The sequence below is a fragment of the Streptomyces sp. NPDC012935 genome, from assembly GCF_042900345.1.
GTDB lineage: Bacteria > Actinomycetota > Actinomycetes > Streptomycetales > Streptomycetaceae > Streptomyces.
Window position 1 is genome coordinate 119,492 of the sequence record NZ_JBIBBC010000019.1, and the last position, 13,899, is coordinate 133,390.

Sequence of the window (13,899 nt, forward strand, 5' to 3'; positions counted from 1 at the left end):
CAGCATCTGGCACGCGAATGGCACGGGCCCTTCGCCTCGTACGTCCCTGGCCGGAGTTGCCTGCGAGTGTCTGTTGCGCTTCAGCTCGTAGCCACGGCCGTTGGTTGCTATCAGCATGGGTGCGCTCTGTCTCCTTCCCGGCCGAACTGCTCGACGCGGTCACGCACCACCTGGAGCACTTCGCCGCTCCCGGCCGCGACGGCACGTCTTCGTCGGGCCGCAGGGCGGGCAACTGCGGCGGAGCAACTTCCGGGACGACTGGGTCAGGGCCCGAAAGGCTACGGGCGTCACGGCCGAGCTGCACTTCCACGACCTGCGGCACACGGGCAACACGCTGGCCTCACGGCCGGAGCTGGCACGCGGGAGCTGATGATGAGATGGGGCGCAGCAGCTCCCGGGCCGCGCTGATCCATCAGAACATGACCAGCGACCGGGACCGGGCGATCGCCGATCGCCTCGGAGCCGTTCGCAGCATCCGAACCACACCCCACCCTCCACGCTGACGGCGGCTCTTGGGGTCGTCGTCGTAGAGCGTGCCGCGTCGACGCTGCGTCTGCTGGCGTACGTGCAACACCCGGTTGTCCAAGTCGACGTCCAACCAGCGCAGACCCACCAGGATGCCCGCGCTGTGCATCGCACCGCTTCGCTGGCACCGCCTGCGGTGACGGGCGCCATTCGCGCGCACCGGCGAGGCATGGTCCGAGAAGGGCTACGTCTTCGCCACAAGGAACGGTCGGCCGGTGGAGCCCCGGAACGTGTACCGAGGTTCACACGGGTGGCCGCTGATGCGGGACTGCGGGTGGTCCGACTGCACGGTGCCAGGCACGGCTGCGCCACGCTGCTGGGGGCGGCCGGCGTCGCGCCGCGCGTCATCATGGAGATCCTCGGACACAGTCAGATCAGCATCACGATGGACGTGTACACGCACGTCGTGCACGACACCCAACGGGAAGCGATCAGCCACATGGACCGCCTGCTCCGGCGCCGCCGACGGGCCGCCTGAAAGGCAACTGCCGTCAAATGATGCCGTCAAAACGGCCCGGACCATGATCGGTCCGGGCCGTTTTGGCTGGTGCCCCCGGCAGGATTCGAACCTGGGACACCCGCTTTAGGAGTTCGATCACTTCGTGGCACTGTCCGGGAGCCGCCTCGCCACGCTGGCCGTGCCAGACCGCCCGGGAGTGCTGGCGTCCGGCGCCGTTGATGTCACTCGTGGATGTCAGAACGGGGCCACCGCGTGCGCTCGCTGACACGATGGTCCCGTGGTTGACCTGGAGCGCATCAAAGCAGAGACCATGGCGTACTTCCGAGCACTCGATGAAGCCGCCACCCGACGGCACCACTTCCGCCACGCTGACGAGGAGGGCGGCATGTGGTACATCGAGGCCGTACCTGACCGCGGTGAGTTGGTCGTCATCAAGCAAGCCGAGCAGACTTCGGCCGGCCAACTCCACCGCTACAGCTGGGAGCACCTGGAGGACGAGCACGGCTTCCTCACAGACCAAGCGGTCGATCCTGAAGAGGATCCGCTGGAGGCCATCCCGGCCGAAGATTTCCTGCGGGTGTGGACGCGGTGAGCGGGCTGGACAACCACTTTAGGAGCGAGGTTGGGCAGGCACCCGGGTGACCAGTGGCTTTGCCGTCTCGGGTGCGTCTGGCGCTGAGTGCCGTGGCGTACCGAGGTTCCCCGTGAGGTCCCGTCCGTTCTGGCACGAGAGTGGCACGGCCCACGGACCGTGCCACAGCCCCTCGATGCGAACTACGGGCAGAGGAGTCGCTGGGTCTCCTAGGTCGATCAGAGGGGGCGAGAGGATCCCCGACGGTCGATCCCGGTCGGGGTAGTTGCTGTACTCCGCTGCTGTACAGCGACCCCGGCATAGGTTGCGGTGGTCAGAGCCAAGAGGTCTGTGTAGGCGCTGATGGCCTCTGCGGCCTCACGCCATGAGATAACGATGACTACCAGCACCGTGATCACCCAGGGTTTCAGGCTGATGTTTGACAGCCCCCGAGGGGGAAGAGTCACACTCATTACTGAGCCTCCAAAGGGTTCACCGCCCACCGCTGCTGCCTCGCCGGGAAGCCTGTGCAGCAGGGTGGGCGCCTTCTTTTCGTCTCAGCCATGGTGCAACACAACCGATGGCGAGGGCAGTTGCGTTCAGACATAGACGGAGCGGTAACCCCAGGTAGGGCCCAGGTACGGTAGGCGCTGCCAGGCTTTTTGCCGAATTCGCTCGCATCGAGTAACACGGTCAACAGACAGGGATCGCGGTCGGCGGAGTCTTGGGTGGTGTCAAGCCGTCTTGAGGTGCATTCAGTAGCCGAAGAAGTGAGGCACTGGACTTCTGGCCTGCGGCCGTGTAATCGATCAATACTGTGACCTGCGGCTTAGCTGTCGTCGGTTGTCAGCGTTGGTCGTTGTTGAGCGCCCTCGCACGGCCCACAGGCGGCCCAGGGAATCAAGCTACAGCGCCATCCTGGCAACGCAGCCACGGTCGCTATGGGCACGGTGAGGACATGGATCAAGGTATAGCCGCATTGATCGCGGCCGGATTCGGGCTAGTTGGGGCCGTGGTCGGCGGTGTTGCGGCCGTCTGGGGGGCCAAGGTTGGCGCGGAGAGATCTGCGCAGGCGACTCGTCAGCAGGTGCAAGACCAAGCAGCAGCCGAACATGGCCACTGGCTACGACAGCAGCGGCTAGAGGCCTACCAGAACTTCCAAGACACCTACGGTGAGCTTGTTCGCCTTACGGCGCTTGATGACGATGAGCATCTCTCGGCCGCCGCCGAGTCTGCACGCGTCATGGCGCGCTGGAGCTCCCGTATCGACATCCTTGGCCCGCCCAACGTCGCAGAGCTGGCGGACCGTGTGACGTCCACTCTCACGATTCGCCTCACGGCGGCCATTGCCATGCATCGAATGAACTCCGGTGTCGACGGCGAGCCGGACCCCGAGTACGCCCGGACGATCACGGACCTACATGAGGAGAGTGCAGCGCTTACTGACAGCTGGACGATGCATCAAGCCCTGTTTGTGGAAGCGGCGCAGGAGGTCATGCGGTCGAATGACTCCTAGATGCGAACTATGGGCACGACGGTCGCTGAGGTCTGCAGGGCACGCCGGTCGGCCGCCCGAGGCTAGTGGCGGTGGCTCCGTCCCACCGGAACGGGCGCGCAACGGGCTCGATGCGCCGATAGCATCATCGAGTGATCAACATGCAGGTACGCGGCGACCTGGGGGACATCGTGGCCCGCACCCGGGCCGGGGTGGAATGGACGGACGCCATCGCAAATCTTGACCCGGCTGGCTTCCCGATGCTCTCAGCCTTGATCCCTTACGGGGACGCGATGTTCAACTTTCGACAGGTTCCGTTGCTGCTCGCCGAACTCGACCGCCTTCCGGATGCCTGCGACGGGGCCTGGGTCGCACAGGCTCGCGAAATGTGTCAGGTCGTCTTGACCGGACCGCACCGCTATCTCTGGTTCCTCGGCGACTGAAGCAATCTTGAAAACCGTCGTGGCAGCGATGTCACCGTGGGTCAAATCCCACACCCACCGCAGATGAACGGCCCCTACCAGGTAAATCGGTCAGGGGTCGTCCTCGCGGTGCTGTCCGTGAGTCCCCGCTAGTTCCGGTCGATCGGGCGCGGCCGGGGCACGGGCACCTTCTGATCCGTAGCTCTATGCGGGCCGGTCGGGGGCGGTCATACCGGTCGCATCAAAGCTGCCGAGGGACACCTCGGGTCGGGCGCGGTCGCTGGGGTTGCTGTATCCCGTTGCTGTACAGCACAACACCGACAGCGGCTAGCCAGCAACGACGAGACCTCCGGGGTCGGCTTGCCTACACCCACAGCGGCTCTCCTCTCCGGACGCCGACCCAGGCACTCGCTCCCGTGAACACAGCTGAAGGAGACGGTCGTTAGGCCTGCGCTGCCGGAACCTGCCTAGACTCTCGGATCATGTCGACGTCCCCCATGTATGGTCCCGCCCCCACCGCTACAGTCATTCACTACGCCCAGCGAGTTGCCCGACAGGGGTTCGTGCTCGGTGGGATCTTCATGGTGATGGGTGTCCTCTTCGTGGTCCTGGCGGTGGTCATCACCGCAGGGCTCAACGGCAACGACCCCCAGCCGGTGGGACTCGTAGCACTGCTCTTCGCGACCATCGGCTACTCGGGCTTCAAGCTCTTCCGCTCGGCCCTCGCGCTCCGCCGGCAGGCCGTAAGCATCGACGACACAGGGCTGTGGCTGCGCAACAGCGCTGGGCAAAGCGTCATCCGCTGGGACACCCTCGCCGCGGTAGCTGTTTACTGGAGCGAGACCGACCGGAGTGTCAGGCAGTCCTCGATCGAGCTGTGCCCGAGCGGCCCGATCGACCGGGACGACCCGGTCCTGTGGGGCCTGGTCCGCAACGAAGAGCCCATCCGCACCGGCCTCCCGCGCCTGCGCTATCGCTTCGCGACCACAGGCGAGTACGCCAGGCACCGGGAGCCCCTGGTGGAGGCGATCCGGAAGTACGCCCCGCACCTGTGGCTCGGCGAGACGCAACGCGAGCCGGGCCACTGCGGCTCCCCCGACTACGAGGGACACCGGGAGCGCACCGCTGGCACCGTGCGCTGAGGCTGCGGGCTAACTGGGATCTTTTCGATGCCACGCGCAGGACGCTTGCGGAGGATATGAGAATCCAACTTGCGAGAGGGCCACTGCAACACGCTCTCCAACTGTGTTGGCGTCTCCCAGGTTCACGTACAGGGCGGTTCACCTGCGTTCACAGGCGGTCGGCGGCCTGAGCCGCGCTGACTGTGGAACATGCTTGAACGCCCCCGAACGCCGATGAATGGGACGGAAACTGAGACGGGTCAGGGCGGCCTGACCTCCCACGATGGCGGGGTGTTCACCAGTCCCGCCCCTGGTCTGTGAGCTCGTGCCGAGCGAGCCCGCGGCTGGCGGTCAGGGTTGCGACGTCGCTCCCGTGCTCCGCGAGGGTGTGTTCCCATCGGCGAGCAAGTGGTCCAGGGCGCATAGGCGCACTCCGCCCGGCGCACGGAGGCGTACACGACGTCGAGCGCGTGGAGAGAACCCGAGTGGTTTGGACCTGGCCAGCGGGAGCAAGCGGGGCCCCGAGTTCCGTACGCTTCAGGCCGTGCCGAGCAAGCCGACGGATCCTCTCCCCGCAGGGCCTGCGCCAGTCGTGAACACTCAGCTGTACCGTGCTGGCTGCGTTGGCCGAAGCATCAGCTTGGGAAGCTCCTGTCTCGCGGCCTGGGCAGGCTTGCTGACCTGCGGCCAGGGTGGTCTGTCCCTCAGCTGATCGGTGAAGCAGTACCTGGAGTTCCCTGTGGTTCCCCGCACGACCTGGCACGGTTCTGGCATGGCTGTCGTGAGTGCCGGCCAGGCGTAACGCTTGATAGTCCCGGTAAAGCACGACGTTGGGCCATGATCTTCGAGGCTCGCGTCAGAGTGGCTCCGTAAAGCCGTGAAGCCGACCGCCCCAGCCACGACGTACCCCTTCTCTGGCATCAGGTGGCTGAATGCCGTGCGCGCGGCACGGGCGCCGGCCGGGCTGGAGCGGGACGGAGACAGGCAGGCCCGGCCGGGCAGTTTCCCGACAAGCCTCCGAGGCAGCGCTAAGAGCCTGCACGGTCGGTCGTACAGCGCGGCACGGATTGCTCTGACGGCCCAGAGACGGCCCAGGGATCCCGAAATGCAGTGGGGCTGACGGTCAGTCACCGTCAGCCCCACTCGTCAAATCGGCGAAAAACTAGCTCTGGCCTGCCCCTACAACACCGGCAGGTTCTTCCGCAGCTCGAACGCGGTCACCTCGGACCGGTACTCCTCCCACTCCTGCCGCTTGTTGCGCAGGAAGAAGTCGAAGACGTGCTCCCCCAGCGTCTCGGCGACGAGGTCGCTGCGCTCCATCAGGGAGAGGGCCTCGCCCAGGTTCTGCGGCAGCGGCTCGATGCCCATCGCGCGGCGCTCGGCGTTGGACAGGGCCCAGACGTCGTCCTCGGCGCCGGGCGGGAGTTCGTAGCCCTCCTCGATGCCCTTGAGGCCGGCGGCGAGCAGGAGGGCGTATGCCAGGTACGGGTTGGCGCCGGAGTCGAGGGAGCGGACCTCGACCCGCGCCGAGCCCGTCTTGCCGGGCTTGTACATCGGGACGCGGACCAGGGCCGAGCGGTTGTTGTGGCCCCAGCAGATGTACGACGGGGCCTCGCCGCCGGCGCCCGCGGTGCGCTCGGAGCCGCCCCAGATGCGCTTGTAGGAGTTCACCCACTGGTTGGTGACCGCGGAGATCTCCGCGGCGTGCCGCAGCAGGCCCGCGATGAAGGAGCGGCCGACCTTGGAGAGCTGGTACTCGGCGCCGGACTCGTAGAACGCGTTGCGGTCGCCCTCGAACAGGGACAGGTGCGTGTGCATGCCGCTGCCCGGGTGCTCGGAGAACGGCTTCGGCATGAAGGTCGCCTGGACGCCCTGCTCCAGCGCCACCTGCTTCATGACCAGGCGGAACGTCATGATGTTGTCCGCCGTGGACAGCGCGTCGGCGTAGCGCAGGTCGATCTCCTGCTGGCCCGGGGCGCCCTCGTGGTGGGAGAACTCGACGGAGATGCCCATCGACTCCAGCATGGTGATCGCCTGGCGGCGGAAGTCCATGCCGATGTTCTGCGGGGTGTGGTCGAAGTAGCCGGACTCGTCGGCCGGGGTGGGCCGGGAGCCGTCCAGGGGCTTGTGCTTCAGCAGGAAGAACTCGATCTCGGGGTGCGTGTAGAAGGTGAACCCCAGGTCGGAGGTGCGGGCCAGGGCGCGCTTGAGGACGTAGCGCGGGTCCGCGAAGGACGGGGAGCCGTCCGGCATCAGGATGTCGCAGAACATGCGGGCGGTGCCGGGGGCCTCGGCGCGCCAGGGCAGGATCTGGAAGGTCGACGGGTCCGGCTTGGCGATCATGTCGGACTCGTACACCCGGGCGAAGCCCTCGATGGCGGAGCCGTCGAAGCCGATGCCCTCGTCGAAGGCCTGCTCCAGCTCGGCGGGGGCCACGGCCACTGACTTGAGGAAACCCAGCACGTCCGTGAACCACAGGCGTACGAACCGGATGTCGCGCTCCTCCAACGTCCGGAGCACGAACTCCTGCTGCTTGTCCATCTTGCGCTTCCCCATCCTTGCTGGTCAGGCCGCCTGTCTCCGGTGCGGCGGGAGGCGGTCGGGCACCTGAGCATCACACCACAACACCGTTTCAGGCGCGTTGCGCACCTTGATCGCCGCAGCGACCTCCGATCGAACGCCCGGCAAACGGCAGGTGTCCCGCCGTGATGCCGGGTGAACTGCTCTGCCGCCCATAGTGCCTGCTCGGACCGACATACGTAATGCCGGGCCCCACAGGACCCACCCCGCTTTAATTTGCATCTTGGATGCAAGTTTTAATGAGGCGTGGGCGGCCACCCTTGCGCCGCCCGGTCGAGCCTGAGGAGACCCCATGCTGTCCGAGCAGTCCGTCGCCACCGTGCGTGCCACCCTCCCCGTCGTCGGTGGCGCCATCGGCGAGATCAGCGAGCGCTTCTACGCCGGGCTGTTCACGGCCCGCCCCGAGCTGCTTCGCGACCTGTTCAACCGCGGCAACCAGGCGGCCGGCACCCAGCGCCAGGCCCTCGCGGGGTCGATCGCCGCGTTCGCGACGTACCTCGTGGACCACCCCGACGAGCGGCCCGACGCGATGCTGGCCCGCATCGCCCACAAGCACGCCTCCCTGGGCGTCACGGCGGAGCAGTACGCGCTCGTCCACGAGCACCTGTTCGCCGCCATCGCCGACGTGCTCGGCGAGGCCGTCACGCCCGAGGTCGCGGCCGCCTGGGACGAGGTGTACTGGCTCATGGCGAACGCGCTGATCGCGATCGAGAAGCGGCTGTACGACGAGCGCGGCGGCAGCGAATGGCGGGACTGGGAGGTCGTCGGACGCGTCGAGGAGACCGCCGAGGTGGCCACCTTCAGGCTACGGCCCGCCGACGGCGGCCCGGCGGCGGACTTCCGGGCCGGGCAGTACGTCTCCGTCCAGGTCGAGCTGCCGGACGGGGCGCGGCAGATACGCCAGTACAGCCTCTCGGCCGCGCCCGGCTCCCCGTTGCGCCAGATCAGCGTGAAGCGGGTGCGCGGCGGCACGGGCCCCGACGGCGAGGTCTCGAACCACCTCCACGCGTGCGTGCACGTCGGCGGGCGACTGCGCATGTCGGCACCGTACGGCGATCTCGTCCTGGCCGGGAACGACGCGGCAGTGCCGCTGCTCCTCGCCTCGGCCGGTATCGGCGTGACCCCGATCGTCGCCATGCTCGGGCAGCTCGCGGACACCGGGCACCAGGGCCCCGTGATCGTCGTGCACGGCGACCGCTCCCCCGCCGAGCACGCCCTGCGCGCCGACCACGAGGCGTACGCCGGGAAGCTGCCGGACGCGTCCGTCCACTTCTGGTACGAGGAAGGCGCCGACCGGTACGAGGACGCCCCGGACGACACCGACGCCGCCCACCGCACCGGCCGGGTCGACCTCACCGGCATCGCCGTACCGCAGGGCACGCGCGCGTACCTGTGCGGTCCGCTGCCCTTCATGCGGGCCGTGCGGGCGCAGCTGATCGGCAAGGGCGTCGCACCGGCCGACATCCACTACGAGGTGTTCGGCCCGGACCTGTGGCTCGCGCGGGAGAGCTGAAGCCGGGCCGGCCTCAGGGCGTCCGGCCGATCTGGAGCAGCAGCGGTCCAGTGGGGTCCGCGGTCACGTCGGCCAGCGTGAGCGGGTCCAGTGAGGCGAAGAAGGCTTCCTGGGCCCGCCGCAGCGCACCGCGCAGCCGGCACCCGGAGTTCAGCGGGCAGGGGCTGTCGCCTTCGCACTCGACGACGTCGCCGTCGCCCTCGAAGGCGCGCACGACCGCGCCGACGGAGGAGGTACGGCCCCTGTCGCTGAGTGACAGCCCGCCTCCGCGGCCCCGGCGGGCGTCCACCAGACCCAGGTGCTGCAACTCGGCGACGACCTTGGCGGCGTGTGTGTACGGCACCTCCATGTCCGCCGCGACCTCGCGGGTCGTCGGCGTGCCGCCCTCCATGACGGCGAGCCGCATGAGGAGCCGGAGTGCCAGGTCGGTGGAGCGCAGCAGCCGCATGTACGTCAGCGTAGATAATGCGCATCCGCGGTTCAAAATATCCGGAAGCGGCCTTCGGCCGACCGCCGGCTCATCCCGATCCGGCCTTTCCGTTGTCCTCTCTACGAGATGTCACACCTTCCCCATTACGATCAGCGGACCCGATCGTCCCTTTCCCCAGAAGGACCACACCTCATGGGCTCCGCCAAGAACAAGAGCAACACGGCTCGTCAGGCGCGAATAGAGGAGATGCGGCGTGCCGAGCGTGCCCGTGAGCGCCGTAACCGCATCCTGACGATCACGGCCAGCGTGGTGGTCGTCGTCGGTCTGGTGGCGGCCGGTGTCGTCCTCGTCCGGTCGCAGTCCGACGCCGACAAGGACGAGGCGCAGCCGTCCGACAAGGTCCCCGGGAAGTTCGTCACCGGCAAGGACGGCGTGCGGACCTGGAACACGAAGCTGTCGAGCACCCACGTCGAGACCAGTGTCGGGTACCCGATGGAGCCCCCGGTCGGCGGCGACCACCACCGGGCCTGGATGAACTGCAACGGTGACGTCTACGACAAGGAACTCCGCAAGGAGAACGCCGTGCACTCGCTGGAGCACGGCGCGGTCTGGGTGACGTACACGTCCAAGGCCTCCAAGGCCGACGTCGAGGCGCTGACCACCAAGGTCAAGCAGACGCCGTACACGCTGATGAGCCCGGACGAGAAGCAGCAGGACCCGATCATGCTCAGCGCGTGGGGGCACCAGCGCACGGTGACGAGCGCGAGTGACCCGAACGTCGCCAAGTTCTTCGAGACGTACGTCCAGGGCAAGCAGACGCCCGAGCCGGGCGCACCGTGCACGGGTGGTCTCTCGGAGTGAGGCAGCACGCCGGCTGGATTGCGGGGACCGCGGCGGCCGTGCTCGTCGCGGTCGGCGCGCTCACCTACGCGGTCGCCGAGGACGGCGGTTCGGGCGGGACGCCGGGCGCCGACTCGGCGGACGCCGGGTTCGCGCGCGACATGGCCGTGCACCACCAGCAGGCCGTGGAGATGTCGTACATCGTGCGCGACCGTACTAAGGACGAGGAGATACGGCGGCTCGCGTACGACATCGCGCAGACCCAGGCCAACCAGCGCGGCATGCTGCTGGGCTGGCTCGACCTGTGGGAGCTGCCGAAGGTGTCGTCGAACGCGCCGATGACCTGGATGGGCATGGGCGACATGCCCGCCGGTGAGGACGGCGCGCTGATGCCGGGCATGGCGACCAGCACGGAGATGAAGAAGCTGGCGGGGCTCAGCGGCAAACAGGCGGAGATCTTCTTTCTCCAGTTGATGACGGCCCATCACAAGGGCGGCATCCACATGGCCGAGGGCTGTGTCGACAAGTGCGCGGTCGGCGTGGAGAAGCGGCTGGCGCAGACCATGGTGAACGGGCAGCAGTCGGAGATCGACCTGATGGCGGACATGCTCAAGGAGCGGGGCGCGAAGCCGCGGTCATGACCTCGCGACTGTCGCCGCAGCTGTCGTCCCAGCCGTCGCCGTAGCTGCCGCCTTAGCTGCCGCAGCTGCCGCCGCCGCAGCTGCCGAAATGGCTTTGTCATTAGGTTAGTTGGGACCTTCTTGGGCCGGGCATTCCCCTGGCGTGAACGGTTCGTCGCTTAAGTGGCCACCGTCGGGTGATCCACTCGCACACACGAACCGCACAGGGGGTTCCATGAGATCGAACCGTGCCGCGCTGCGCGCCTCGGTGAGCTTGGCGGCGACACTGCCTCTCCTCACCGGCGCGCTGGCGCTCGGCATACCCGCGGCGCACGCCGCGGACCAGGCCCGTGACCCGCTCGCCGGCACCAAGCCCACCTGGGCCACGGCCAGGGCGGACCGGGGCGCGGCCGCGGACGGCGCCCGGGTCTCCGTGCGCGTCTACCTCGCGGGCCGGGACGCGGCCGGCCTCGCCGCCTACGCGAAGGCCGTGTCGGACCCGAGCTCGGCGTCGTACGGCGAGTACCTCACCGCGGGCCGGGCCCAGGCCCGCTTCGGCGCGACGAAGGCCCAAGTGGCCGCCGTCAGGAGCTGGTTGACGTCGGCAGGTCTGAAGGTCACGGGCGTCACCCAGCACTACGTGGCCGTCACCGGTGAGGTGGCCGCCGCGGAGAAGGCGTTCGGCACTCAGCTGCACAACTACACCAAGGGCGCGAAGACCTACCGCGCGCCCACCGCGACCGCGTCGGTGCCGGACAGCCTGAAGGGCGCCGTCCTGACGGTCACCGGCCTGGACAACGCGCCGCACCTGGCGAGCCACCAGGATCAGCTCCCGCCGCCGGAGACGGTGTTCCGCAACGCCGGGCCGTTCTCGACGTACCACGGCTCGAAGGTGGCGACCACGCTGCCGGACGCGTACGGCACGAAGATCCCGTACGCCGTCAAGGGCTACACCGGCAAGCAGCTGCGCGCCGCGTACGGCGCGGGCAAGCGCACCGGCAAGGGCGTGCGCATCGCCATCACCGACGCGTACGCCTCCCCGACGATCGCCTACGACGCGGGCACCTACGCCAAGCACAACGGGGACACCGCCTGGAAGAGCGGCCGGCTGCGCCAGGTCCTGCCTGCCGAGTACACGCGGACCGAGGAGTGCGGGGCGGCCGGCTGGTACGGCGAGGAGACCCTCGACGTCGAGGCCGTGCACGCGGTCGCGCCCGGCGCGCAGGTCACGTACGTGGGCGCCGCGTCCTGCTACGACGAGGACCTGCTGGACTCGCTCAGCAAGATCGTCGACAACCACCTGGCCGACCTGGTCTCCAACTCCTGGGGCGAGACCGAGGATGCCCAGACGCCGGACCTCGCGGCCGCCTACGACCAGGTCTTCCAGTTCGGCGCGGTCGAGGGCATCGGCTTCTACTACTCCTCCGGCGACGACGGCGACGAGGTCGCGAGCAGCGGCACCAAGCAGGTCGACATCCCGGCGAGTTCGGCGTGGGTGACGGCGGTCGGCGGTACCTCGCTGGCGGTCGGCAAGGGCGACACGTACCTGTGGGAGACCGGCTGGGGCACCGAGAAGGCGGTTCTGTCGGCGGACGGCGGGAGCTGGACCGGCTTCCCGGGCGCGTTCAACTCGGGCGCGGGTGGCGGCACGAGCCGGACGGTCGCCGAGCCGTACTACCAGAAGGGCGTCGTGCCGGACGCGCTCGCCAGGGCCAACAGCGCCGGCGGCAACCGGGTCGTGCCGGACATCGCGGCGATCGCCGACCCGAACACCGGGTTCCTGGTGGGCCAGACGCAGACCATGCCGGACGGCACGACGCAGGCCTACGACGAGTACCGCCTCGGCGGCACCTCGCTCGCGGCGCCGGTGATCGCGGCCGTCCAGGCCCTCGCGCAGGAGGCCCGCGGCGGCCGGCCGCTCGGTTTCGCCAACCCGGCGATCTACGCCAGGTACGGCTCGAAGGCGTACCACGACGTCACGGACAACCCGACGGGCTCCGGCCTCGCGGTCGCCCGCGTCGACTACGTCAACGGCTACGACGCGACCGGCGGCCTGACCACGTCCGTGCGCAGCCTCGGCAAGGACAGCTCCCTGCGGGCCGTGAAGGGCTACGACGACGTGACGGGCGTCGGGACGCCTGCGGGCGGTTATGTGGAGTCGTACCGGCGGCGCTGAGCGGCGGCAACGCGGCACAAGCAGGGCACAAAGAGGCGCCCCGCCGACGGGGGAAGATCGGCGGGGCGCTTTGGTGCCGCAGTGGTTCAGGGGTGGCCGGGCCCGGCAGGGCTCAGTGGACCGAGTGCTCCTCCAGCGGGAACGTTCCGCCGACCACGTCGTCCGCGAACGCCTTCGCCGCGTTGCCCATGACGTCGCGGAGGTTGGCGTACTGCTTGACGAACTTGGGGACGCGGCCGCCGGTCAGGCCCAGCATGTCGGTCCAGACCAGGACCTGGGCGTCGGTCTCGGCACCGGCGCCGATGCCGACGGTCGGGATGTGCAGGACGCGGGTGACCTCGGCGGCCAGTTCGGCCGGCACCAGCTCCAGGACGACCGCGAACGCGCCCGCGTCCTGGACCGCCTTCGCGTCGCGCAGGAGTTGCGCGGCCGCCTCCTCGCCGCGGCCCTGGACGCGGTAGCCCATTGCGTTGACGGACTGCGGCGTCAGTCCGATGTGAGCCATGACCGGGATGCCGGACTCGACCAGCAGGCGGATCTGTTCGTGCGAGCGCTCGCCGCCCTCCAGCTTCACCGCCCCGACGCCGGCCTCCTTGACCAGCCGGGTCGCCGAGCGCAGCGCCTGCACCGGGCCCTCCTGGTACGAGCCGAAGGGGAGGTCGCCGACGATCAGGGCGCGGGAGGTGCCGCGTACGACGGCCGCCGAGAGCATGGTCATCTCGTCGAGCGTCACCGGCACCGTGGTGTCGTAGCCGAGGTGGCAGTTGCCCGCGGAGTCGCCGACGAGGATGACCGGGATCCCGGCCTCGTCGAAGACGGACGCGGTCATCGCGTCGTAGGCGGTGAGCATGGGCCACTTCTCGCCCCGCTCCTTGGCGAGGCCGATGTCGCGAACGGTGATGCGGCGTGTGCCCTTCCCCCCGTACAGCGCCTTGCTGCCGTCGGAGGTCTTCGCCTGAGGCGTCTGGGCAGCCGAAAGCTGCGTCATTGCAACGGCTCCTTCTGTCATCTCGAGGCGCCCTTACGGCGTCCCCGGACTCCCCTCCATGGTGGCACCTCGTGCCAGGGACGGCCAGACCTCCCTGTGTGAGTTCCGCCCCGGTGTCCCGCCCGCGTAAGTACTCGGTAAGAATTTAAGATACGAGA

Annotated in this window: 12 protein-coding genes and 1 pseudogene; 10 read left to right on the forward strand and 3 right to left on the reverse strand. The window is 68.6% G+C overall.

Features of this window, described 5'->3' with window-relative positions; translation table 11 throughout:
* The first annotated feature begins 115 nt into the window (after window positions 1-115).
* The 6 genes and pseudogenes from ACFY5C_RS34270 (at window position 116) to ACFY5C_RS34295 (ending at window position 4,615) form a co-directional block, all read left to right on the forward strand.
* Window positions 116-370, forward strand: coding sequence for a tyrosine-type recombinase/integrase (locus tag ACFY5C_RS34270; RefSeq protein WP_389451931.1), 255 nt, complete (start codon window positions 116-118; stop codon window positions 368-370).
* A gap of 235 nt (window positions 371-605) precedes the next feature.
* A pseudogene (locus ACFY5C_RS34275) lies at window positions 606-1,003 on the forward strand (tyrosine-type recombinase/integrase); the annotation flags it as partial.
* 259 nt (window positions 1,004-1,262) lie between these two features.
* A complete protein-coding gene (locus tag ACFY5C_RS34280) occupies window positions 1,263-1,577 on the forward strand; it encodes a hypothetical protein (protein WP_389451934.1) in 315 nt (104 codons plus the stop codon).
* 937 nt (window positions 1,578-2,514) lie between these two features.
* Window positions 2,515-3,072: a hypothetical protein gene (locus ACFY5C_RS34285; RefSeq protein WP_389451937.1), complete on the forward strand. Its 558-nt coding sequence runs from the start codon at window positions 2,515-2,517 to the stop codon at window positions 3,070-3,072.
* Window positions 3,073-3,212: 140 nt separating this feature from the next.
* Window positions 3,213-3,494: a hypothetical protein gene (locus ACFY5C_RS34290; RefSeq protein ID WP_389452060.1), complete on the forward strand. Its 282-nt coding sequence runs from the start codon at window positions 3,213-3,215 to the stop codon at window positions 3,492-3,494.
* Window positions 3,495-4,036: 542 nt separating this feature from the next.
* The gene (locus ACFY5C_RS34295; RefSeq protein ID WP_389451940.1) at window positions 4,037-4,615 is read left to right on the forward strand and encodes a hypothetical protein; all 579 of its coding nucleotides are present in this window, start codon (window positions 4,037-4,039) and stop codon (window positions 4,613-4,615) included.
* 1,158 nt (window positions 4,616-5,773) lie between these two features.
* On the opposite strand, the gene ACFY5C_RS34300 is transcribed toward ACFY5C_RS34295, so the two are convergent.
* Window positions 5,774-7,135 carry a glutamine synthetase family protein gene (locus ACFY5C_RS34300; RefSeq protein ID WP_328428208.1) on the reverse strand — a complete coding sequence of 454 codons (1,362 nt, stop codon included), beginning with the start codon at window positions 7,133-7,135 and terminating at the stop codon, window positions 5,774-5,776.
* Window positions 7,136-7,466: 331 nt separating this feature from the next.
* Between ACFY5C_RS34300 and ACFY5C_RS34305 the strand changes: the two genes are divergently transcribed.
* The gene (locus tag ACFY5C_RS34305; RefSeq protein ID WP_389451943.1) at window positions 7,467-8,687 is read left to right on the forward strand and encodes a globin domain-containing protein; all 1,221 of its coding nucleotides are present in this window, start codon (window positions 7,467-7,469) and stop codon (window positions 8,685-8,687) included.
* 13 nt (window positions 8,688-8,700) lie between these two features.
* On the opposite strand, the gene ACFY5C_RS34310 is transcribed toward ACFY5C_RS34305, so the two are convergent.
* Window positions 8,701-9,135 (reverse strand): Rrf2 family transcriptional regulator, encoded by a 435-nt coding sequence (locus ACFY5C_RS34310; protein WP_389451946.1) that lies wholly within the window; start codon window positions 9,133-9,135, stop codon window positions 8,701-8,703.
* 174 nt (window positions 9,136-9,309) lie between these two features.
* Between ACFY5C_RS34310 and ACFY5C_RS34315 the strand changes: the two genes are divergently transcribed.
* From ACFY5C_RS34315 to ACFY5C_RS34325, 3 genes are all read left to right on the forward strand, one after another.
* Window positions 9,310-9,978, forward strand: coding sequence for a DUF3105 domain-containing protein (locus tag ACFY5C_RS34315; protein ID WP_389451948.1), 669 nt, complete (start codon window positions 9,310-9,312; stop codon window positions 9,976-9,978).
* Window positions 9,975-10,598 carry a DUF305 domain-containing protein gene (locus ACFY5C_RS34320; protein WP_389451951.1) on the forward strand — a complete coding sequence of 208 codons (624 nt, stop codon included), beginning with the start codon at window positions 9,975-9,977 and terminating at the stop codon, window positions 10,596-10,598. Before ACFY5C_RS34315 ends, ACFY5C_RS34320 begins: the two co-directional genes overlap by 4 nt.
* A gap of 214 nt (window positions 10,599-10,812) precedes the next feature.
* A complete protein-coding gene (locus ACFY5C_RS34325; RefSeq protein ID WP_389451953.1) occupies window positions 10,813-12,753 on the forward strand; it encodes a protease pro-enzyme activation domain-containing protein in 1,941 nt (646 codons plus the stop codon).
* 112 nt (window positions 12,754-12,865) lie between these two features.
* Here ACFY5C_RS34325 and panB read toward each other — a convergent pair whose 3' ends face one another.
* Entirely contained in the window at window positions 12,866-13,741 is an 876-nt protein-coding gene (gene panB / locus ACFY5C_RS34330; RefSeq protein WP_389451956.1) for a 3-methyl-2-oxobutanoate hydroxymethyltransferase, read from the reverse strand.
* Window positions 13,742-13,899: the final 158 nt, after the last annotated feature.